Annotated in this window: 24 protein-coding genes; 8 read left to right on the top strand and 16 right to left on the bottom strand. The window is 61.4% G+C overall.

Annotation, left to right across the window (positions count from 1 at the left end):
• Positions 1–133: 133 nt before the first annotated feature.
• From FHT69_RS26420 to ruvC, 8 genes are all read right to left on the bottom strand, one after another.
• Entirely contained in the window at positions 134–697 is a 564-nt protein-coding gene (locus tag FHT69_RS26420; RefSeq protein ID WP_063475353.1) for a DinB family protein, read from the bottom strand.
• A gap of 38 nt (positions 698–735) precedes the next feature.
• The gene (locus FHT69_RS26415; protein ID WP_028755536.1) at positions 736–1248 is read right to left on the bottom strand and encodes an NUDIX hydrolase; all 513 of its coding nucleotides are present in this window, start codon (positions 1246–1248) and stop codon (positions 736–738) included.
• Between the two features lie 6 nt (positions 1249–1254).
• Entirely contained in the window at positions 1255–2157 is a 903-nt protein-coding gene (locus FHT69_RS26410; protein WP_028755537.1) for a metallophosphoesterase, read from the bottom strand.
• Positions 2158–3198 (bottom strand): Holliday junction branch migration DNA helicase RuvB, encoded by a 1041-nt coding sequence (gene ruvB / locus FHT69_RS26405; protein WP_003552548.1) that lies wholly within the window; start codon positions 3196–3198, stop codon positions 2158–2160.
• Positions 3195–3599 carry a PIN domain-containing protein gene (locus tag FHT69_RS26400; RefSeq protein ID WP_049810847.1) on the bottom strand — a complete coding sequence of 135 codons (405 nt, stop codon included), beginning with the start codon at positions 3597–3599 and terminating at the stop codon, positions 3195–3197. The genes ruvB and FHT69_RS26400 overlap by 4 nt, the downstream gene beginning before the upstream one ends.
• Positions 3596–3880 (bottom strand): AbrB/MazE/SpoVT family DNA-binding domain-containing protein, encoded by a 285-nt coding sequence (locus tag FHT69_RS26395; RefSeq protein WP_028755538.1) that lies wholly within the window; start codon positions 3878–3880, stop codon positions 3596–3598. Before FHT69_RS26395 ends, FHT69_RS26400 begins: the two co-directional genes overlap by 4 nt.
• A 74-nt stretch (positions 3881–3954) precedes the next feature.
• Positions 3955–4569, bottom strand: a complete 615-nt coding sequence (ruvA, locus tag FHT69_RS26390; protein WP_028755539.1) for a Holliday junction branch migration protein RuvA — start codon at positions 4567–4569, stop codon at positions 3955–3957.
• 42 nt (positions 4570–4611) lie between these two features.
• On the bottom strand, positions 4612–5121 hold the full coding sequence (gene ruvC / locus FHT69_RS26385; protein WP_028755540.1) for a crossover junction endodeoxyribonuclease RuvC: 510 nt from the start codon (positions 5119–5121) through the stop codon (positions 4612–4614).
• A gap of 241 nt (positions 5122–5362) precedes the next feature.
• On the opposite strand from ruvC, the gene FHT69_RS26380 reads away from it, so the two are divergent.
• Entirely contained in the window at positions 5363–7678 is a 2316-nt protein-coding gene (locus tag FHT69_RS26380) for a methyl-accepting chemotaxis protein (protein ID WP_047616505.1), read from the top strand.
• Positions 7679–7803: 125 nt separating this feature from the next.
• Positions 7804–8805: an LLM class flavin-dependent oxidoreductase gene (locus FHT69_RS26375; RefSeq protein ID WP_063475354.1), complete on the top strand. Its 1002-nt coding sequence runs from the start codon at positions 7804–7806 to the stop codon at positions 8803–8805.
• Between the two features lie 78 nt (positions 8806–8883).
• On the opposite strand, the gene FHT69_RS26370 is transcribed toward FHT69_RS26375, so the two are convergent.
• A complete protein-coding gene (locus FHT69_RS26370; protein WP_047616509.1) occupies positions 8884–9630 on the bottom strand; it encodes a YebC/PmpR family DNA-binding transcriptional regulator in 747 nt (248 codons plus the stop codon).
• A gap of 140 nt (positions 9631–9770) precedes the next feature.
• Here FHT69_RS26370 and FHT69_RS26365 point away from each other — a divergent pair, with 140 nt between their 5' ends.
• Positions 9771–10274 (top strand): pyridoxamine 5'-phosphate oxidase family protein, encoded by a 504-nt coding sequence (locus FHT69_RS26365; protein WP_028756321.1) that lies wholly within the window; start codon positions 9771–9773, stop codon positions 10272–10274.
• 132 nt (positions 10275–10406) lie between these two features.
• Here the strand turns inward: FHT69_RS26365 and FHT69_RS26360 are convergent, their stop codons facing one another.
• From FHT69_RS26360 to FHT69_RS26330, 7 genes are all read right to left on the bottom strand, one after another.
• Positions 10407–11252: an MBL fold metallo-hydrolase gene (locus tag FHT69_RS26360; protein WP_063475355.1), complete on the bottom strand. Its 846-nt coding sequence runs from the start codon at positions 11250–11252 to the stop codon at positions 10407–10409.
• 155 nt (positions 11253–11407) lie between these two features.
• Entirely contained in the window at positions 11408–12232 is an 825-nt protein-coding gene (locus tag FHT69_RS26355) for a TIGR00282 family metallophosphoesterase (RefSeq protein ID WP_047616736.1), read from the bottom strand.
• 3 nt (positions 12233–12235) lie between these two features.
• A complete protein-coding gene (locus FHT69_RS26350) occupies positions 12236–12823 on the bottom strand; it encodes a 5-formyltetrahydrofolate cyclo-ligase (protein ID WP_063475356.1) in 588 nt (195 codons plus the stop codon).
• A 118-nt stretch (positions 12824–12941) separates the two neighbouring features.
• Positions 12942–13634, bottom strand: a complete 693-nt coding sequence (locus tag FHT69_RS26345) for a hypothetical protein (RefSeq protein ID WP_063475357.1) — start codon at positions 13632–13634, stop codon at positions 12942–12944.
• 59 nt (positions 13635–13693) lie between these two features.
• Positions 13694–14611: an NAD-dependent epimerase/dehydratase family protein gene (locus FHT69_RS26340; RefSeq protein WP_047616740.1), complete on the bottom strand. Its 918-nt coding sequence runs from the start codon at positions 14609–14611 to the stop codon at positions 13694–13696.
• Positions 14608–15432, bottom strand: a complete 825-nt coding sequence (locus tag FHT69_RS26335; protein WP_047616519.1) for a glycosyltransferase — start codon at positions 15430–15432, stop codon at positions 14608–14610. The genes FHT69_RS26340 and FHT69_RS26335 overlap by 4 nt, the downstream gene beginning before the upstream one ends.
• A gap of 30 nt (positions 15433–15462) precedes the next feature.
• Positions 15463–16683 carry an NAD-dependent epimerase/dehydratase family protein gene (locus FHT69_RS26330; protein ID WP_047616521.1) on the bottom strand — a complete coding sequence of 407 codons (1221 nt, stop codon included), beginning with the start codon at positions 16681–16683 and terminating at the stop codon, positions 15463–15465.
• 141 nt (positions 16684–16824) lie between these two features.
• On the opposite strand from FHT69_RS26330, the gene ybgC reads away from it, so the two are divergent.
• The 5 genes from ybgC (at position 16825) to tolB (ending at position 21327) form a co-directional block, all read left to right on the top strand.
• The gene (gene ybgC / locus FHT69_RS26325; protein WP_132575568.1) at positions 16825–17280 is read left to right on the top strand and encodes a tol-pal system-associated acyl-CoA thioesterase; all 456 of its coding nucleotides are present in this window, start codon (positions 16825–16827) and stop codon (positions 17278–17280) included.
• A 376-nt stretch (positions 17281–17656) separates the two neighbouring features.
• Positions 17657–18376 (top strand): protein TolQ, encoded by a 720-nt coding sequence (gene tolQ, locus FHT69_RS26320; protein WP_047616526.1) that lies wholly within the window; start codon positions 17657–17659, stop codon positions 18374–18376.
• Positions 18377–18394: 18 nt separating this feature from the next.
• Positions 18395–18850, top strand: coding sequence for a protein TolR (tolR, locus tag FHT69_RS26315; protein WP_003542730.1), 456 nt, complete (start codon positions 18395–18397; stop codon positions 18848–18850).
• Positions 18851–18858: 8 nt separating this feature from the next.
• Positions 18859–19995 carry a hypothetical protein gene (locus tag FHT69_RS26310; RefSeq protein WP_132575570.1) on the top strand — a complete coding sequence of 379 codons (1137 nt, stop codon included), beginning with the start codon at positions 18859–18861 and terminating at the stop codon, positions 19993–19995.
• A gap of 21 nt (positions 19996–20016) precedes the next feature.
• Complete coding sequence (gene tolB, locus FHT69_RS26305; RefSeq protein ID WP_063475381.1) at positions 20017–21327, top strand: Tol-Pal system beta propeller repeat protein TolB; 1311 nt, start codon at positions 20017–20019, stop codon at positions 21325–21327.
• The last annotated feature ends 81 nt before the right edge of the window (positions 21328–21408 follow it).

The following is a 21408-nucleotide window of genomic DNA, read 5'->3' as shown; positions in this document are numbered from 1 at the left end:
CCAGGAAAAGTGCGAAGCGGTTTTCCGTCCGGAATTGTGTAAACAAAAGTTAGAGCGGTTCTGCGCTTCTGCGAAAAGCCGAACCGCTCTAAAGCGCAGCGCGTCCGATAGGACGCGCTGAGGACGCTGATTATCAGCGCATCAGCGTCTCTTCGCTCCAGCCGAGTTCGGCGAGTTCTGTGCCACGGAACCGCGCATCGTCGGCGACGATGAACTCGTCGAGTTGCGGCGGAGCGACGCTGGTGCCGGAAAGCATCGCATGCACCTGGCCGCGATGATGGGTCTGATGCTGGAAGAGGTGGGCGAGCACGTCTTCCATCCGCTCCTCCTGGATGCGAGCGCCGCGATGGAGGCGGACGGTGGAGACCAGCTTCTCCGGCGTCAGGGCCTCGCAAAGCGCTATCAGGCGCTGATCGACCTTCGCCTGCGCCTCTGCCAGCGAGGAAACGTCATCGAAGGGTTCGTCGACCTCGAAGGCCTGGAACCCGAGCGTGCCGCCTTCCAGGCCATCGACATAGAACCAATCGACCGTGATGATATGGTTCAAGGTTTCCTTGAGCGAGGGAAAGAAGCTGGTGCGCGGGGCCTCGAATTCACCGGGCTTCAATGCCGCGCAGGCCTGAAGCAGACGGCGGTTGGCAAGCGCATTGTTATAGGCAAGTTTGCGAAACGGCCTGACGGGATCGAAGGTCGGCATAGGCACATCTCCTCTTCACACGTGCTGGAATGTTTGCGTCAGTCCTCGTCATCGAGATTGCCGTCCCGCCAGACGAGGTGACGGGGCGCGGCGGGCAGGTTCTCGATTTCATCGGCGATGAAATAGGGCGGGATGTCGAGCGCGGTCAGGGCCGTGCGCGTCGCCGACACCCATTTGAATTCGAGATGATTGTCGCCGTCTTCGACGCGATGGATGATTTCGTGTGACTGAAAAGGGAAGTCCGGCGGAATCTCCATCAGATAATAGAGGCCGAGCTCATGCCAGTCGCGCTGCTCATAGTGGAAAAAATTCTCGACGATCCAGAGCAGGCGGGAGACGGTGACGTCGACGCCCAGTTCTTCCATCATCTCCCGTTTCAGCGTCTCCTCCGACGTCTCGCCTATTTCCGCCCTGCCACCCGGAAAGGTCCAGAAGGGTTCATGCACGGCGCGATGAACGAGCACATGGCCATTGCGAAAACCGAGGCCGGCGATGCGATAGTTGAAACGCTCGGCGCCCGCATTCAGGCGGATGAGAGTGCGCTTGGTCATGCCATTCTATCCAAGATCGATCACGACGATTTCCGGCGGCACGCCGAAGCGCACCGGTGCAATGGAACAGCCGAGGCCGCCGGACACGATGATATTACGCCCCTCCTCAACCATATGGCCATAGGCGTAGCGATTGCCGTAACGCGAGGGCACGACCGGCGAACGGCCCAGCAGCCGGATCTGTCCGCCATGCGTGTGGCCCGATAGCGTTAGCGAGACGCGCTCTGGCACGCGCGGGAAGATATCGGGTTCATGGGCGAGCAGGATGACAGGCGCATCGTCGGTCACCTGAGCCATCGTTCCCTCGAGATCGTCGAGGCCGAGCATATGCGTGCGGCCCCACTTCCGGCCGGGCAGCAGCGCCAACTGATCTTCGAGGCCTGCGAGCCAAAAGCCGCGGCCATCCTTTTCGAGCCGAACGGCGCGGTTGCCATAGACCGGGATTCCGACATCGGCGAGAGCCCGGTGTCCGAATGTTTCCATCCCGCCGTTCTTCTGGGCGGTGCGGTCCTCCCACCAATCGTGGTTGCCCATGACCGCATGGACTCCGAGAGGAGCCCGCAAGGTGGCGAGCGCCTTCGACCATTGGCCCGAATGCACGTATTGGGTCACCATGTTCATGCCGGCGGCATAATCGCCGAGCAGAATGGTCATATCGCCTTCGAGTTCATTTGCCCTGTGGCAGATCGCGGCAATGCGACTTGCCGACATCCAGGGTTCGCAGGCGTGCAGATCGGCGAGCGCGACGATGCGGAGCTTCAGCCCCGGTGTCCATCCCGGCGGTGTCAGCCGGTAGCGGGTGATGGCGAGCCGCGCGAGCGGTTCATAGGCGAAGGCATAACCACCGAGTGACATGACGCCTGCGACACCGCCGCCGAGAACCTTGAAAAATCCGCGGCGGGTGATCACTCAGTTATCCTCCTGAAACAGCCGGAACTGCGCAGCCTCCATATCCTTAGGTGGTTGCATTCCCAGATGTTTCCACGCGATTGCGGTCAGAACGCGGCCGCGTGGCGTGCGCTGAATGAAACCCTGCTGGATCATGTAGGGCTCGATGATGTCCTCGATCGCGTCGCGCGGCTCGGAAAGGCCGGCGGCAATGGTTTCAATGCCGACTGGGCCGCCGCCGAAATTGACCGCGATCATGTTAAGGTAACGTTTGTCGAGCTGGTCAAAGCCGACATTGTCGACCAGCAGGCGGGTCAGCGCCTCGTCGGCGATCTCGCGGGTGACGGCCTCTGCCCTTGCCACCTCGGCAAAGTCGCGCACGCGCCGCAACAGCCGGCCGGCGATGCGCGGGGTGCCGCGGGCGCGTCTTGCGATCTCGCGGGCGCCCTCTTCGGTGATCGGCAGGTTCATCAGCCGCGCGCCGCGGCGCACGATGAGTTCCAGTTCCTCGACGGTGTAGAAGCTCAAGCGGACCGGAATGCCAAAGCGGTCGCGCAGCGGCGTCGTCAACAGTCCGAGGCGAGTGGTGGCTGCCACCAGCGTGAATTTCGACAGGTCGATCTTCACCGAGCGAGCTGCAGGGCCTTCCCCGATGATCAGGTCGAGCTGAAAATCCTCCATGGCCGGATAGAGGATTTCCTCGACGGCGGGGTTGAGGCGATGGATCTCGTCGATGAAGAGCACATCTCGCTCCTCGAGGTTGGTGAGCAGGGCGGCGAGATCGCCAGCCTTGGCGATCACGGGACCCGACGTCGAACGGAAGTTGACGCCGAGCTCCTTCGCCATGATCTGCGCCAGCGTCGTCTTGCCGAGGCCGGGCGGGCCGACGAAGAGCACGTGGTCCAGCGCTTCGCCACGGTTTTTCGCCGCCTCGATGAAGACCTTGAGATTGGCGCGCGCTTCCGCCTGGCCGGTGAACTCGTCCAGCGATTGCGGGCGCAAGGTGATATCTAGGTCTTCGCCCCGCTTTTCCGGTGATATCAGGCGGGCGGGTTCGCTCATGTCAGAAGCTCCATACCTGGCACAGTCTTGAACGCGTGCCGGTCAAATGTCTTGGTCGCCTGGCATCCCTCATCCGCGGCGCGGTAGCCAATCAAGGCATCGGCAAAATCTGCGTTTCGCGTTTCCACGGCCCTCAGGGCCTTGATCACCAGGGTCTGGTTCTCGATGTCCAATCCTCTGACGCGTGTCAATTTGCCGATTGCCTCGACAACATCCTTTTTCTTGAAGCCGAACCGGGCGCGCAACGCCCAATCCAGTTCCAAGAGATTCAGAAGCGAGAGAAATCCACGATAGTCCCTGCCGATACCTTCACCGAACTTCAGCGCGGCAGCCCTTTGCTCCGGATCGTCGTCGACAATAAGCCTCAGCAGGACGTTTGTATCCACACCATACGCAATCATGCGGCGACATCCGATTTCGACCGCGTGGCTTCGTCGACCACATCGCTGCCCGCAGCATCGGTCACCGTTGCGTCGATCTCCTCCAGGGAAGCACGTCCATTTGGAGGCGATCCGAGAAGGCCTGCGAGATCGTTGAAGTTGATCGATTTTGGTGTGATCACGACCTCTCCGTCGATGATGGAGAAAACAAGCTGATCGCCGGGCTGAAGACCGAGAGCATCCCGCAGTTCCTTCGGAAGCGTTATCTGGCCTTTGGGTGAAAGCGTAAATTCTCCCCACATCGATCAGTAGTCCTATTTTGGTGAGTGAGTCGGAAAATTTGTCATTTGTCGGAAAATCGACAGTTTATCCTACTCTACCGCGCCAGTTCCTTCAATCCCAATCGGATCAGCTTGGCGCTGTCTGCACCATCGCCTGCCGTCTTCATGGCTGCGGCAATCGCATTCGCCGCCTGGTCGCGGGAATAGCCGAGGTTGGTCAGTGCGGAAACCGCATCGGCGACAGGTGCTGCCGCGACACCTTCGCCGAGTTCCTGTTTGAGGCCGATATTGATCGCTTCGCCGGCAAAGGCCGGCGCCCGGTTCTTGAGCTCGGTGACGAGGCGCATCGCCACTTTCGGACCAACGCCCGGTGCGCGGGAGACGGCGGCGCGGTCCTGTAGGGCGATCGCATTGGCAAGTTCGCCCGGCGTCAACGTCGACAGCACGGCGAGTGCCACCTTGGCGCCGACGCCCTGGACGCTCTGGAGCAGGTTGAACCATTCCCGCTCCAGCGCGCTCATGAAGCCGAAGAGCTTCAACTGGTCCTCGCGCACATAGGTCTCGATGAACAGCACGCAGGCCTCGCCGGCCGAGCCGAGCTTGGACAGGGTGCGGGCCGAACAATGGGCGACGTAGCAGACGCCGTGCACATCGACGAGCACATAGTCTTCGCCGATCTCGTCTATGGTGCCTTTCAGCTTGCCGATCATGGGTCGCGGTCTCTCAGCAGATGGGAACAAGTCAAGTATAGATTAACCGGCCAGTGCCTGGCGCATCCTGTTACTGCCGCGATTATGCGCGTGGCAGATGGCGATCGCCAGGGCGTCGGCAGCATCGTCGCCCTTGAATTCGACTTTCGGCATCAGGATCTTCAGCATCATGTGGATCTGGTGCTTTTCGCCATGGCCGACGCCGATGACGGCCTTTTTTACGGCGTTCGGGGCATATTCCGAAACCGGCAGGCCGGCACGCGCCGGCACCAGCATGGCGATGCCGCGGGCCTGGCCAAGCTTCAAGGTCGCCACCGCATCCTTGTTGACGAAGGTCTGTTCGACGGCGGCTTCATCCGGCTTGTAGCTATGGACAATCTCCGCCAGGCCGTCGTGCAATTGGCAAAGGCGGGAGGCAAGGTCCATGTCGCCATCGGAGGTCACGGTTCCAGACGCGACAAACCGCAGGGAATTGCCCAGCGTGTCAATGATTCCCCAGCCGGTGCGGCGAAGTCCGGGATCAATACCGACAATGCGAATCGTATTTTGCATGGTTCAACCTATAGCGATCGCGAAATAAGTGCCATCGATATGTGAACAAAACAAAAACACTCCCGGATTTAGGCCCCGCTATTTACCGCGAATTAAAACAGATGCCCGAATTCTAGTCGTCAATACGAGAGGGGCGTCTTTTCACGAAGATTAAGCCCCCGATGTTCTGTTTACAGGTCAGTCGATCGGGCATGCGCTGCATGCCAGGCCGGCAAGCGCGTTCAGAAGGGGTTCGTCGTACATGGCACAGAGATTTCAATCCCTGTCCTTCAAGGTCATCGTCACATTCATTCTGCTGACCGTGCTGTCGATCGCGGTCATCGACGTACTCGCCTATTTCGCCAGCAGCCGCATCTCCGACGAGCAGGCGCTGAAGGCCAAGGAAAGCGTGCTGATCTTCCGCGGCGACATGCTGCAGGACCAGCTGGCGCAGCTTGAAAACCAGGCCAACTCGATTGCGCGCATCGAGGCGCTGCAAATGTCGATCACCAGCCTGAAGAGCGGCTGGAAAACCATCGAGAAGACCTCGGGCGACGCTCGTGCCGAGCTGAAGAAGGTTTTCATATCGAACAATCCCAACCCGGCCGACCAGCGCGAGAAGCTTATGAAGCCGGAAGGGCCGAGCGGCTTTTATTATTCGAACCATGAGAAGACGCAGGGCGAAGTCGCCCGCGACCTCGAGGATACCGCCTTCAGCGACCTGCTGATCGCCGATCTCGAGGGCACGGTCCTCTATTCCTATAAGAAGGAGGACGATTTCGCCGAGAACCTGAAGTCGGACGCCTGGAAGGCAACCGGCGCCGGCATCGCTTTCGCCAAGGCGATCGAGAATACCGCCAAGGCGACCGATGATGCCGCGCCGACAGGTTTCTCCGGCCTTCGCGTCGATGCCGGCAGCGGCAAATCGGCGATCTTCTATGCCGTGCCGATCATCAAGCTCGGAGCGGCCAAGGGCATCATCCTCTTCAAGGTGCGCGACGACATCGTCACCGGCATCCTTGCCAAGGGCATCGTCCAGGGCAGCACGGCACGGGCGGCGATCGTCTCCGGCGATGGATCGGCTATCGGTCTCGATGCGGCCGGCAAGCTTGCCATGCTCGATGCCACACCCTTCACCTTCATCCAGAGCGCACTTGCCAGTTCGGCGATGACGGTTGCCGATTTCAACCGGGCGGATGGTGCCGCCCGTGCCTATGTCCGCGGCATCGACTATCGCGGCGACCGCTTCCTGGTGGTCGAGAGCGTGCTGCTCAGCGAACTCAATGCCGGCTCGATCGAGATCGCCACTCTGCTGACGATGATCGGCATCGGCGTGCTCGTCGTCATGGCGGTCGCGACCGGCCTCGTCACCAATTTCCTGTTTTCGCCGCTTGCGCGCCTTGCCGGCGTCACCCGCGATGTCGCGGACGGCAAACTCGACAGCGAGATCGGCAGCCTGAACCGCAAGGACGAAATCGGCACGATGGCCAACGCGCTCGCCCGCTTCCGGCAGTCGCTGATCGAAGGCCGCGAGCTCGAAGCCGCCAGTGAAGAGACGCGCCTGCAGGCCGAGCACGACCGCCAGCAGAATCTGGCCGAGCGCGAGGCAGAGGCGAAGACGCTGCAGCAGGTGGTCGAGGCGCTCGACGAGGGCCTGCATCATCTGGCGAACGGCGATCTCGCCTACCAGATCGATACACGCTTCCCGAACGAGCTCGAAAGCCTGCGGGTCAATTTCAACGAAGCGCTGGCGACGCTCAGCGAAACCATGACGGCAATCGGCGGCAACTCGATGGCGGTGCGCGCCGGCTCCGAGGAGATGCGCACCGGCGCCGACGAACTTGCCGGGCGCACCGAGCGCCAGGCCGGCTCGATCACCGAAACGGCGAATGCGATCAGCGCCATCACCCAGTCGGTCCGTCAGCAGATCGAGCGGGCCGAACAGGCCGAGCGCATCGCTCGCGACGCCAAGAAGGAAACGACGGGCTCCGGCCAGATCATGCAGGAGACGATCGCGGCGATGGAGGCAATCCAGGCTTCCTCGCGCCAGATCAACACGATCATCTCGGTCATCGACGACATCGCCTTTCAGACCAACCTCCTGGCGCTCAATGCCGGCGTCGAGGCGGCGCGCGCCGGTGAATCCGGCAAGGGCTTCGCCGTCGTCGCCATGGAAGTGCGCGAGCTCGCCCAGCGCTCATCGAGCGCGGCGAAGGAGATCTCCAACCTGCTGCAGAAATCGACGCATGAGGTCGAAAGCGGCGTTACGCTGGTGGAAAGGGCGGGCGTTGCTCTCACGGGCATCGGCGCCCATGTCGAGGCGATCAACGGACAGATCAACGAGATCATGGGCGCGACCCGCGAGGAGGCCAATACGCTGCGTGAGATCAATAGCGCTGTCGCCGAACTCGACGCGATGACGCAGCAGAACGCCTCGATGGTCGAGGAGACGACGGCGGCGATCCACCGGCTGGCGACGGAAGCCCTGGAAATGGACCGCCAGCTCGGCAATTTCACGCTGCCGCAAGGCCACCACCAGCCGAGCGCCGAGGTGCATGTGCTGCGCCGTCACCGCTAAGCTATCGCTTCCAGCATCTGGCAGGGTCGCGCTCGCGCGGCCCTTTTTGTTTGCGCGCATGGTTTGGAATGGCGCGAGGGCGAACCTACATAGGCTGCATCCTTCAACTGCCCGGCAGGTTTTCCATGGTTCCCTTCTCCATACTCGACCTTTCCCCCGTTGCCGAAGGCAGCACCGTGCGTCAGTCCCTCGAAAGTTCGGCGCGGATGGCTGAGAAGGCCGAGGAGTTCGGCTACAAGCGCTTCTGGCTCGCCGAACATCACGGCATGCCGGGGATCGCCAGTGCCGCCACATCAGTCGTCATCGGCCATGTCGGGGCTGCGACCAAGCGCATCCGCATCGGCTCGGGCGGCATCATGCTGCCCAATCATTCGCCGCTCGTCATCGCCGAGCAGTTCGGCACGCTGGAGGCGCTTTTCCCCGGCCGCATCGATCTCGGCCTCGGGCGCGCGCCGGGAACGGATATGCGCACGGCACAGGCGCTGCGGCGCAACCTCGAAGCCGGCGCAAACAGCTTCCCCAACGACGTGGTGGAATTGCAGCAACTCCTTGGCACGCCGGTCGAGAACCAGGCGATCCTCGCCGTTCCCGGCAATGGCTCGCATATCCCGATCTGGCTGCTCGGTTCCAGCCTTTACAGTGCGCAGCTCGCCGCCATGCTCGGGCTTCCATATGCCTTCGCCTCGCATTTCGCACCCGACATGCTGCTCGATGCGATCGCCATCTACCGTGACCGTTTCCAGCCTTCGGCGACACTCGACAAGCCCTATGTGATGGTCGGCGTCATGGGCGCGGTGGCGGCGACGGACGAGGAGGCGCGGTACCATTTCACCTCCGCCCAGCAGCAGTTCGTCAATCTGCGCCGCAATGTCCGCGGGCCGTTCCCGCGTCCGGTGGCCGATATGGAGGACTTCTGGTCGCCGATGGAGAAGATGAATGTCGAACACACGCTGCGTTATGCCGTCGTTGGCTCGCCAAAGACGGCCGAAGCGAAACTGACGGAGTTTCTGCGGGAAACAGAGGCCGACGAGGTGATCATCTCGATGCCGATCCATGACATCGAGGCGCGGCTGAAATCGGTGGAGCTCTTCGCGGGGCTGGGGAGCTTCATGCGAGCCGCCGCTTAGGATCTACACAAGGATCTTGCCCGCAAGAAAAAATCCGGCGTTGCGGCCGGGTTTTATTTAACGCGTGTCTGAGGAAACTCAGGCGGAGAGCTTCGCCAGCACTTCTTCCGAGACTTCGAAGTTGGAATAGACGTTTTGCACGTCGTCATCGTCTTCGAGCGAGTCGATGAGCTTCATCAGCGACTGGGCTTTTTCCTCGTCCACCGGCACGTTGTTCTGAGCACGCCAGATGGCCTTGACGGTTTCGGCTTCGCCGAGGCTCGATTCCAGCGCCTTCGCCACTTCGCCGAGGGCTTCGAAGCCACAAGTGATGTAGTGGCCGTCTTCGTCGGTCTCGACGTCGTCGGCGCCGGCTTCGATCGCGGCTTCCATCACCTTGTCGGCATCGCCGACGGAAAGCTTGTAGGTGATTTCGCCGACATGGTCGAAGGAGAAGGAAACGGAACCGGTTTCGCCGAGAGCGCCGCCGGCCTTGGTGAAGATCGAGCGGACGTTGGAGGCGGTGCGGTTGCGGTTGTCGGTGAGCGCCTCGACGATGATCGCCGTGCCGCCCGGGCCATAGCCCTCGTAACGGACTTCATCGTAGTTTTCGCCGTCGGCGCCGGCTGCCTTCTTGATGGCGCGGTCGATATTGTCCTTCGGCATGGACTGGGCCTTGGCGTTCTGGATCGCCAGGCGGAGGCGGGCGTTCATCGTCGGGTCGGGCAGGCCGGCCTTGGCGGCAACGGTGATTTCGCGTGCGAGCTTGGAGAACATTTTCGACCGCACGGCGTCCTGACGGCCCTTGCGGTGCATGATGTTTTTAAACTGTGAATGGCCAGCCATGGCACCCCTGTTCACGTCTCATTGTTCGGAATGGGCCGCCTTATAAGAGCGAAACGGCACCCGTTCAAGGAAAAAGCAGTTCGGAACAAAGGCGAGGGGATGACGTTTCAATCGAACTCCACCCAACGAAAGGAACGGTCATGGCAAGTCTCAGCGAGGCGCAGGAACATCCAGCACGTCAGCTCTGGGATCAGGTCAACGATGTTCATGCCGGCATGCTCGGAATTTCGGGGCTGGACATGCACATGCAGCCGATGGCGCCGCATGCCGATCCCACCACCAATACCATCTGGTTCTATACCAAGACCGATGCCGACATCGTGCGCGCCATCAAGCCCGGCAGCCGCGCACATTTCTGTGTCATCGGCAAGGATCACGATTATCACGCCTGCCTTGCCGGCGTGATCGAAGTGCGCCCCGACCCTTCCAAGATCGAGGAGTACTGGAGTTCGATCATTGCCGCCTGGTACGACGGCGGCAAGAAGGACCCCAAGCTCACCATGCTTTCCCTCCACGTCGACGATGCCGAGATCTGGGTTTCCACAGGCAACAAGCTGAAATTCGGCTGGGAAATCGCCAAGGCCAATCTCGACGACGACAAGATGCCGGATGTCGGCATCAAGCGTCATCTGCAATTCGCCTGACGCGCAAGGCTCCTGCATAATTCTTAAATCGGAACTGATTTAAGGATAAAATTGCAGCAATTCACAGTGCTACAGCGTCCTTTGCGCGTCTAAAAGACGCGCGGCGCTGCAGGAGGGAAACCGCCGGGCCTTTTACCGCACGCCCTTCAGCACATAGATCAGCGGTTTTTTCGGCAGCGTGCGCATCGAGACGGTGATGCTGTCGTCGGGCGCATAGGCGACGTCGAAATCCTTGCCGAACATCGAAACGAAGGCATCGACCGGCGGGCCGCGGCGGTGCATCGGCAGGATCAGCGACGAGCGCAGCCGCTTGATGACGCGGCTCATGCTGTCGGCGCCCATGGTCAGGCCGCCATCGACCGGCACCATGACGACATCGAGGCGGCCGATCTCGATATAATGGGTATCCGTCAGTTCGTAATGCAGGTGGCCGAGATGGCCGATGCAGAGGCCGGCGATCTCGAAAATGAAGATGGAATTGCCGTTCTCCTGCGAGCCGCCGAGGCCGTAGCTGAAGCGGATATCCGTCGGAACATTGCGGATATAGGCATCGCCGACGACGAGATCGATGTCGGCCTTTTCGCCGGGAACGTCGCTCCACCCATGCAGAACATGTTTGATGCCGGGATCGGGAGTCAAGGTGAAGTGGGTGGTGTGCGCCTTGTTCATGGTCACCACATCGGGCAACGTCGCCGGCCTGTACCAGCCGTTATAGTCTGTGGCGATGATGATGCCGCCGGGCGTGTCGATTTCGAAGGTGGAATGGCCGAGGAAGGTGAATTTGACGTCTTCGCCCTCGGAGACAGCAGGTATCGGCGGCGGGGCGCCGGAAAAGCTTGCAAAGGTCGCCTTGGGGAGAGTCTGCGCGATCGCCTGGCATTGGCTGACGGGCGTTCGCTGCTCCTGTGCCCTGGCAGGACCCGGCGCGGCGAAGGCTGCAAGGCATGCGATAGCGAGGACAAGATATTGCGGCTTCATGCCACCCCTCCGGCGCTTTCACAGAGAGCGCCGCACGTCCGAAGGGCGCGCTAACGACGCTCGATCACTTTGAATTGGCGGCCGGAGAATGCGGCAAGTGGTCGCAGGGGTCTAGACTGGGGATGCTCACAATTGCGTGTTGGTCGCGGGATGAATTACCGCCAGAACTCCGGCACCGTCTCGGCCAACCGCGGTCCGAGCCGGAGCGGCCCGATCTTTTCGGCCAGTCCGGTGCTGTCGGAAATCTCGACGCCGACGCCGCAGATCGTCGCGGGGCCGTTGGCTGCTTCCATGCGGCCCTTCGGCATCTTGGAGATGAAGCGGTTGAGCGGCTCCTCCTTGTCCATGCCGAGGGAGGAGTCGTAATCGCCGCACATGCCGGCATCCGACATATAGGCCGTGCCGCCGTTCAGGATCTGCGCATCGGCCGTCGGCACATGCGTGTGGGTGCCGACGACGAAGCTGGCGCGGCCGTCGACGAAGTGGCCGAAGCACTGCTTCTCGCTGGTCGCTTCCGCATGGAAATCGAAGATGATCGCATCGGCCTGCTCCTTCAGCGGGCAGGCGTCGAGGATCGCCTCCGCCGATTTGAAGGGATCGTCGAGTTCCGGGTGCATGAAGACCCGGCCCATGACGTTGGCGACGAGCACACGCGCGCCGTTCCGGGCATAGAAAAGGCCGGAGCCGCGGCCGGGCGTGCCTTGCGGATAGTTGGCCGGCCGCAGGAATTGATCGTGCCGCCCGGCAAAAGCAACGGCTTCCTTCTGGTCCCAGACATGATTGCCTGTCGTCACCACATCGGCGCCGGCATTGATCGTCTCCAGAAAAATGTCCTCGGTGATACCGAAGCCGCCGGCGGCGTTCTCGCCGTTGACGACGACGAAATCGAGCTTGAGGTCGGAGATCAGGCCGGGGAGGCGGTCCCAGACCGCCGTGCGTCCCGTCTTGCCGACCATGTCACCCAGAAAAAGCAGCCGCATTCCCTATCCAATCCAAGAGGCAAAAAAGCGAAGGCCGCTTTCTGTCAGGATGGCATCCAGGCTTATGTCGTGCGGCTCAGCGGGCACATGTGCCACTTCCTGGCAGTCGAATGCAATGCCGATAAGCTTCGGATGCAGGCCTTTTTGCCTTAGCCGGCTGATGGCGCGGTCGTAGTGGCCGGCGCCATAGCCGATACGGTGGCCGCGGACATCGAAGGCCGAAAGCGGCACCAGCATGATTTCGGGATCGAGAATGGCGGCATCGGCGCCGGGGCCGACCGTACCGAAACCGGTATCGACAAGCGGCGCATCTTCGGCCAGCTCGCGAAAGACGATGGTCTGCCGGTCGAGGATCGCCGGTACGCAGAGCCGCGCACCGCGCACGGCAAAGCGTGCCATCAGCGGCCTGAGATCGGCCTCCGAACGGATCGGCAGGAAGCCGGAGATGATCGTACCCAGCGCAAAACCAACGGCCTCGCCGGCATGATCGGCCATCGCGAGACTTTTGGCGGCACGTTTTTCGGCGGGGATGGCGTCGCGTGCGGACAGCCGTTCGTTGCGCAGCTGCGCTTTCAATTCTTTCGCGGTCATTCGATCTGCCGGTTCTGAGAGATTTGGCCGAGCATAGACGGCTGGATCTCCGATGCAAATGCCGGATGCGACAGCATCACGCCGGTTTCACGCCTCGCCCGCCGGCGGCTGCGGATCGTCAGACGACGATGCTTGTCGGTATCGTCGCGGCGGCGATGGAGAAGCCAGCGATGTCGGGAATGGCATTGACCCCGGCCTGCCGGTTCTGCTGCAGATCGCGCATCGCCTTTTCGAGCAGCTGTTTGAGTTCGCGCACAACCGCCTTGAACGCTTCCATCGTTTCGCGATCACCAGCCGAGATGTTGGAGAATTTCGGGGCATCCTCGGCAACGCTTTCATAGGCTTTGCGGGCGTTGGCTGCGGCGTCCGGTTCCTGCGAGCCGGTCTCGCCGGTCCGAGTGTCTCCTGAGATATCCGTCAGCGCGGCATCGGTCCCGCTGGTTGCGACCGCCGCTGTATCCACCGGAACCGCGGTTGCCGGACTGCCGGTCGCGACTGATGATGCGAATTCGGAGGCGGCGGTGCCGACCTGGCGCGCCAGTTCGACGGCCAGCCGGGTGACCACCTCAGGCGGCATGTTGGAACTGCGCAGCATCTGCAACTGCTGCTGTGCCTCTTCGAGCTTGCGTTGCGCCTTCGCCTTGGCTTCATCCCCCGAGTTCGCCAGGGTCTGGCGCATCTGCTGCAGCGCCTGAGTGGTGCGCTGCAGCTTGAGTACACCCTGACCGGCCTCGCTTCCGGCGACCGATGTGGCTGCCGTCGAAGGCGCGCCGCGCAAGATGATGGAGGCAGACATGGTTGCGACCTGCATGGACAATCCCCCGATTTTCAATTCGGGCTCCCGATTGCAATTCGGCGCATTCTGCAACGTCAGGCTTGTGTGGACCTGTGTCTGCGGGACGTCGGCAATACAGCGGCCAGCCGCTGCATCGTCTCTTCGAACAGAGAGGTTCCCCCGGGCATCCAGCCGAGCGCGCGGATTTTCGCTGTGCTCATGGGGTTGAGCGCCGCCCTGTCGGCAGGAGCCGGCGGCGCGTGTCGACAGCTCGTCTCGCGGCGAATAGCGGAAAGGATATCGTGCGTGTCGATCGCGATGTCCGAGACGTTGAAGACCTCGCCGGAGATGCGGGTGCTTTCCGTCTCCAGCATCAGCCGTACCGCCCGCCCGAGGTCGCGGCCGTGAACCTCCGTTCCCACGCGGGCGACAACCGGTTGGCCGGCGAGGTAGTCGGCGATGAGTCCGTCCCATTTGTTCGGCGAGAGATCGCCATAGACGCCGGTCGCCCTCAGGCTGACGCCGGCAAAACCGGGTGCTGCGAGGTGGGCGAGTGCGCGTTCGGCATCGAGCTTGACCTGGCCGTAGAGTGTTTCGGGCTTGGCCAGCATCGTCTCCGCCAGTTCGGTTCCCCCGGGATGTTCGCCATAGGCGGCGCGGCTGGACAGGAAGATGCAGCGGCGCGTGCCGGCGCGTTTGGCGGCTTCGAAAAGCCGGACGGTGCCGTCAAGGTTCAACCTGTGGAAGGTCTTGGGGTCGTCACCCTCTCCGCCGCGATACTTGCCCGGAACATGGCTTAAGGCGGCATGGACGAAGAAATAGGCATCGTCAAAAGCGTCGATCTGATCCTTGTCGGGATCGAGCGAAAGCGCTGCGAACTCGACCGGGCGGGAGAAGAGGCGGGGCAGCGGCGCGCGGCGCCCGCCAACGATCACCTGATATCCGGCGGCCAGCAGTTCCTCGACGACATACCGGCCGACGAGACCCGTTCCGCCAGATACCAATACCTTCATGCTGCCCCTTCCGGATTGTTCAGCGCCGTGATCTCAGGCACATCATCGTCATCGTGGAAACGGTGCCACAGATCGATCAAAGGTTGTAGTCGCGCTGCCTTGGGATGATCCTTTTCCCACGGTTTTTCATACTGGTAATGCAGGACCGAAATGCTCTTCCAGTCCCAAAGCTCCGGCATGGTGAACCATACATATTGCAGCATGTTGAAATAAACCGGCAGGCCGTGCCAATCCGGGAAGAACGTCTCAAGAAACGTCTGATCGGTGCGCCGCCAGAAAGCGTCCGGCCTGTCGAGCCTTTCGAGCATGTGCCGGAATGTGTCACGCGAGGGCGTGGCGACGAAGACGCCGGAATTCATGCGGCGGAAGTCGGCGAGGCTTTCATAGACATTGGGGGCGGCGGAAAATTCCGGATAGAGGAAGAGCCTGTCGACATTCTTCAGCACGAGCGCGTCGGCATCGATGAAGACGCAACGCTCGTATTCGACGAGCTGCCACAGCCTGAGCTTGCAGAAATTGTCGAGCGGCGAATGGAAATCTGGCTTGCGGCCCTTGGTAAAGGGGGCTGCGGAATGGAGCTGGCGACGCGCATGGCGTTCGTTGAAGGCGTCGGAGAGCGGCAGGTGCTGGACCTCGATCAGGCGACAGTCGAGCGCTTTCAGGGGGGCGAGGGCGCCTGCATCGACGCCGCCGGTGTGGAGGACGACGATGTCGGCGCTTGTGCCCGTGCGACGAAGCGAATTTGCCAGGGCGGTGGCGCCCATGGCGTAGTCGGCATTGGTGACGAGGGTGACATAGGCGAGGTTTGAGGTAAAAGTCATCGCTGCAGGGGCTTCACCATAAGATATCGCTCATGAAACCGACTTCAGTCGCTTGCCTTCCGGATCGTGATTGATCGTCGCGGCGATGTCCTTGGTCCAGGCGGAGACGGCCGGAACGCGCGAGCGGTCGACGCGATAGGCGAATTTCTTCGCCACGTCGACGATCTCGCCGAGCAGGCCCGCTTCCAGCGTGATCGGTTCGAGGCCGAGATTGCGGAATTTTTCGTTCCGGACGATCAGATCGTTTTCAGCGGCTTCCTTGCGCGGGTTCGGCAGCCAGGCAATCTGGGCGCCGCTCATCCTGGCGATCATCTCGGCGAGGTCGCGTACCCGGTGGGTTTCCGTCATCTGGTTGAAGATCTCGACGCGCGCGCCGCGCGCCGGCGGGTTCTCGAGCGCCAGTTCGATGCAGCGCACCGAATCCTGGATATGGATGAAGGCGCGGGTCTGGCCGCCGGTGCCGTGCACCGTCAGCGGATAGCCGATCGCCGCCTGGATGAGGAAGCGGTTCAGCACCGTGCCGTAATCGCCGTCATAGTCGAAACGGTTGATGAGCTGCGCGTGGCGGCGCGTCTGCTCGGTATGCGTGCCCCAGACGATGCCCTGGTGCAGATCGGTGATCCTGAGGCCGTCGTTCTTGGCGTAGAACTGGAAGAGAAGCTGATCCAGGCACTTGGTCATGTGATAGATCGAGCCGGGATTGGAGGGATAGAGGATCTCCTGGCTGGCCGTCTCGCCGCCTGTGGTTTCGATGCCCACCGGCAGGTAACCTTCGGGGATCGCCGCGCCGACCGTCGAATAACCGTAGACGCCCATGGTGCCGAGATGAATGAGATGGGCGTCAAGGTTAAGTTCCGTCAGCGCGTTCAGCAGGTTATGCGTGGCGCTGACATTGTTGTTAACGGTGTAGTTCTTGTGACGGTCGCTTTTCATCGAGTAGGGCGCGGCCCGCTGTTCGGCGAAATGGATGACGGCGTCCGGGCGGTGCTCGGAAAGCCAGTTCTTCAGAAGTTCGTAATCCCTGGCGAGATCGATCAGATTAAAGTGGATGCGGCGTCCGGTTTCGGCATGCCAGATGCGGGTGCGCTCCTGGATCGAATCCATCGGGGTCAGCGACTGAACGCCAAGTTCGGTGTCGATCCAGCGGCGTGAGAGGTTGTCGAGGATATGAATGTCATGCCCGGCATCGGAGAGATGCAGCGACGTTGGCCAACCAATGAAACCGTCTCCGCCCATAACCGCAATCTTCATCACATCGTCTCCTGATCGGTCGCTCACTATCGGGAATAGTTAGGAATTATGACAATCATTCAATGCCTGCCGGCCGGGCATTCAATGCTTGCCTGTTGGGAAGCGTTGCGCCAAAGAGGGCACCTCAGTTTGGAGAAAATTATGACGGAACGCCCTTTTTCCATTTCGGGAGAGTTGACGGAGGCCGGACATCGCCTCGTCCAGCGGGTCTATTATGAAGATACGGACTTCTCCGGCCTGGTCTATCACGCCCGTTACCTGCATTTCCTGGAGCGTGGCCGCACCGACTATCTGCGCTGCCTCGGCGTCGAGCAGCGCGAGCTCGTCAGCGCCGACGAGGAGGGCCTCGTCTTCGTCGTCCACCGCATGGAGATCGACTTCAAGAGCCCGGCGCGCATGGATGATGTGCTGACGATCCTGACGCACACGGAAAAGGCCGGCGGCGCCAAGATGGTGCTCAATCAGCAAATCCGCTCCGGCGAGACGCTGCTGATCGTCGCCAAGGTGATTATCGCCGTCATCAACGCTCGGGGGCGCCCGAGGCGACTGCCGGAAACACTGGCGGCGAAATTCCTGGAAGGCAGCACGCCGCTATAGCCACGAATCGCCCAGATTTCAGGCTTGTCAAAACTTGAACTTTATGTGAAGGAATTCCCCCGCCGCAGGATGAGCGCTCTTTCGGCAGCCGGACCTTGCTCCGGTCAAGTAATCCATGGACGAAAATCTTCCAAAACCAGGCTTACTGTCACAGTCCGGCACTAACGATCTATTAACCATAATAGTGTCTTACTGGGAAAGTCAGAGTTTGTGCGGTGCACGCCTTCCTTTGACCAAATTTGACGGCAAGAAGGCGGAAGATGAGCTTGGAAGTTTGACCAGGGCTTTGGGCGGCGGCCGCCGGAACACTTCTTGCGAGATCACTTTGTGCCGCCCGGTCTAGCACCGGGCGTTTGGATTCGGGGATTTTGGATCAATGGAACAAGTAGGATTGGCAGCAGCAACGGCGGACGTCAGCCTCTGGTCGCTTTTCATGCAGGCCGGCATCGTCGTCAAGCTCGTCATGCTCGGGCTCATCGCGGCCTCGGTGTGGACGTGGGCGATCGTCATCGACAAATACCTGGCTTATGGCCGCGCACGGCGCCAGTTCGACAAGTTCGAGCAGGTCTTCTGGTCGGGCCAATCGCTGGAAGAACTCTACCGTTCGCTGTCGGAACGCAACAATACCGGGCTGGCTGCGATCTTCGTGGCGGCCATGCGGGAGTGGAAGAAATCCTTCGAACGCGGCGCCCGCTCGCCGATCGGCCTGCAGATGCGTATCGACCGCGCGATGGACGTCACGCTCGCGCGTGAGACCGAATATCTCGGCGCCCGCCTCGGATCGCTCGCGACCATCGGCTCGGCCGGTCCGTTCATCGGTCTCTTCGGCACGGTCGTCGGCATCATGACCTCATTCCAGGCGATCGCCGGTTCGAAGTCGACCAACCTTGCGGTCGTCGCGCCCGGCATCGCCGAAGCGCTGCTTGCCACCGCGATCGGCCTTGTCGCCGCTATCCCGGCGGTTATCGCCTACAACAAGTTCTCTGCCGATGCCGGCAAGCTTTCGGGCCGCATGGAAGGTTTCGCGGATGAATTCTCCGCCATACTTTCGCGCCAGATCGACGAGAAGCTGCAGCCGCGCGCTGCCGCTCAGTAACCAACGGAGTATTCTGACATGGGTATGGCTGTTGGAGGCAATGGCGGCGGGGGCGGCGGACGCCGCCGTCGCGGCGGTCGGAACAGGGCCGTGATCTCCGAAATCAACGTGACGCCGCTCGTCGACGTCATGCTCGTGCTTCTGATCATCTTCATGGTCGCGGCACCGATGATGACCGTCGGCGTGCCGATCGACCTGCCGGAAACGCAGGCCAAGGCCCTGAATTCCGAGACGCAGCCGATCACCATCTCCGTCAAGAACGACGGCGAGGTGTTCCTGCAGGAAACGCCGATCCCGGCTGCGGAGATCGCCGCCAAGCTCGAGGCGATCGCCACCACCGGTTATAACGAACGTATCTTCGTGCGCGGCGACGCGACCGCGCCTTACGGCGTCATCGCCGACGTCATGGCCCGTATTCAGGGCGCAGGCTTCAAGAATATCGGCCTCGTGACGCAGCAGAAGAAGGACCAATAGCGCTCAAAATGAAGGCCAGTGTCATCACATCTGCTGTTTTGCATGGCCTGGTGCTAACCTGGGCGATGGTGTCGCTCAGTGCCCCGGAATCCTTCAAGGTGGAGGATTTCGAGGCGATGCCGGTCGATCTCGTGCCGGTGGAATCCATCACCCAGATGCAGCAGGGCGATAAGAAGGCTCCGAAGAAGGAGACTTCCGCGCCCGTGCCGACGACGCGGCCACAGATCGCACAGCCGGCCGAGAATGCCGGCGACAACAATGTCGACCTGAAGACGCCGCCGGTCCCGAATGCCAAGCCGAGCACCACCGAGGCTGCGGCAGCGAATTCGAGCGAAAAGCCGATGCCTAAGACCGATCCTGTCCCAAACGATGTCAAGGACATCGTCAAGGAGGAAACGGAAGTCGAGCAGCCGAAGGAGGTCGCCTCCATTCCGCCGCCGAAGCCGGTCGAAGTGACGCCGCCGAAGCCGGAAGAAAAGCCACCTGAGGAGCAGGCCAAGCCCGAGGAACCGCCGAAGCCGGATGCGGAAGCATTGCCGGACAATGTGCCGACCCCTGTTGCCAAGCCGCAGGTGAAGCCGCCGGAACCACAGAAACCCGCAGAAAAGCCACCGGAAAAGACCCAGGACCAGCCGAAGGCCGCCGAAATACCGACCGAAAAGAAGAAGTCGGATCAGAAGCAGGAGACGGCGAAATCCGCCTCATCGATGAAAAGCGATTTCAATGCCGACGAGGTTGCGGCGTTGCTGAACAAGACGGACCCTTCCGCCGGTGGCGCCAAGCGCTCGACGCAGGAGGCATCGCTCGGTGCGAAGAAGAGCAACGGTGGCTCCAAGCTATCTTTGAGCGAGATGGATGCGCTGAAGAGCGCCATCGCTGGCAACTGGTCGGTTATTCCTGGCATGGAAGGCATGAGCGACGTACGCATTAAGGTGCATATGAAGCTTGATCAGGACGGCAATATCGTCGGCGAACCCGACGTAGAGGCGGTCGGTGGTGACAATGAATCCACTCGACGGGCGCTGGCCGGGGGGGCCTATCGCGCCATCATGAAATCGGCACCCTTCTCGTCGCTTCCGAAAGACAAATATGATGCCTGGAACGAAGTCGTGGTCAACTTCGATCCCAGCGATCTAGGAATTTAAATGCTGAAAGGCCTTTACTCCATGAACAAGTTTTCCTTCATCCGCGCTATTGCGGTCGCTGCTGGTCTCATGACCATTGCGGCGTTCGCCTCGCCTGCAAATGCTCTCGTCGAAATCAACATCAACAAGGGCAATGTGCAGCCGCTGCCGATTGCGGTGACTGACTTCCTTCAGGGCGACATGGGTGCGCAGGTCTCGCAGGTCATCGCCGCAGATCTTCAGCGTTCCGGGTTGTTTGCACCGATCAGCAAGACGGCCTTTATCGAGAAGATCTCCAATCCGGATGCGTCGCCGCGCTTCGAAGACTGGAAGGTCATCAATGCCCAGGCGCTGGTGACTGGCCGCGTTACCCAGGAAGCCGATGGTCGCCTTCGTGCCGAATTCCGTCTCTGGGACACGTTTGCCGGGCAGCAGATGACCGGGCAGCAGTTTTACACCCAGCCGGAGAACTGGCGCCGCGTGGCCCATATCATTGCCGATGCGATCTACAAGCAGATCACCGGCGAGGAAGGTTATTTCGACACCCGCGTCGTCTTCGTTTCCGAATCCGGCACCAAGCAGCAGCGCAAGCGCCAGCTGGCGATCATGGATCAGGACGGGTTCAACGTGCGCATGTTGACCGATGGCAGTGATCTCGTGCTGACGCCGCGCTTCTCGCCGAACCGGCAGGAAGTCACCTACATGTCCTTTGCCAACCAGCAGCCGCGGGTCTATCTGCTGCAGCTCGAGACCGGGCAGCGCGAGGTCGTCGGCAATTTCCCCGGCATGACCTTCTCGCCGCGTTTTTCGCCGGATGGCCAGAAGGTGATCATGAGCCTGCAGCAGGAAGGCAATTCCAACATCTACACGATGGACCTGCGCTCGCGCACGACGACGCGGTTGACCTCGACGGCTGCGATCGACACCTCGCCCTCCTATTCGCCCGACGGTGCCCGTGTCAGCTTCGAAAGCGACCGCGGCGGGAAGCCGCAGATCTACGTGATGAATGCCGACGGCTCCGGCCAGACGCGCATTTCCTTCGGCGATGGTTCCTATTCGACGCCGGTCTGGTCGCCGCGCGGCGATCTGATCGCCTTCACCAAGCAGGCCGGCGGCAAGTTCTCGATCGGCGTGATGAAGCCGGACGGCTCGGGCGAGCGCATCCTGACGACGGGCTTCCACAATGAGGGCCCGACCTGGGCGCCAAACGGCCGCGTTTTGATGTTCTTCCGCCAGGCGGCGGGGTCCGGCGGCCCGCAGCTCTATTCGATCGATCTGACCGGTTACAACGAGCAGTTGGTCAAGACGCCGACTTACGGTTCAGACCCGGCCTGGTCGCCGCTTCTGGAGTAGGCGATGTGGTGCTGCCTTCATGTCGCCTCAAAGTCGTGGAAACCGGGCGACTACGGGACAAATCAGTAAATCGTTAACCAT

The organism is Rhizobium sp. BK008 (genome assembly GCF_014197345.1).
Taxonomy (GTDB): domain Bacteria; phylum Pseudomonadota; class Alphaproteobacteria; order Rhizobiales; family Rhizobiaceae; genus Rhizobium; species Rhizobium anhuiense.
Note: the sequence above shows the minus strand (reverse complement) of the source record. Positions and strands in the feature narration are given on the sequence as shown.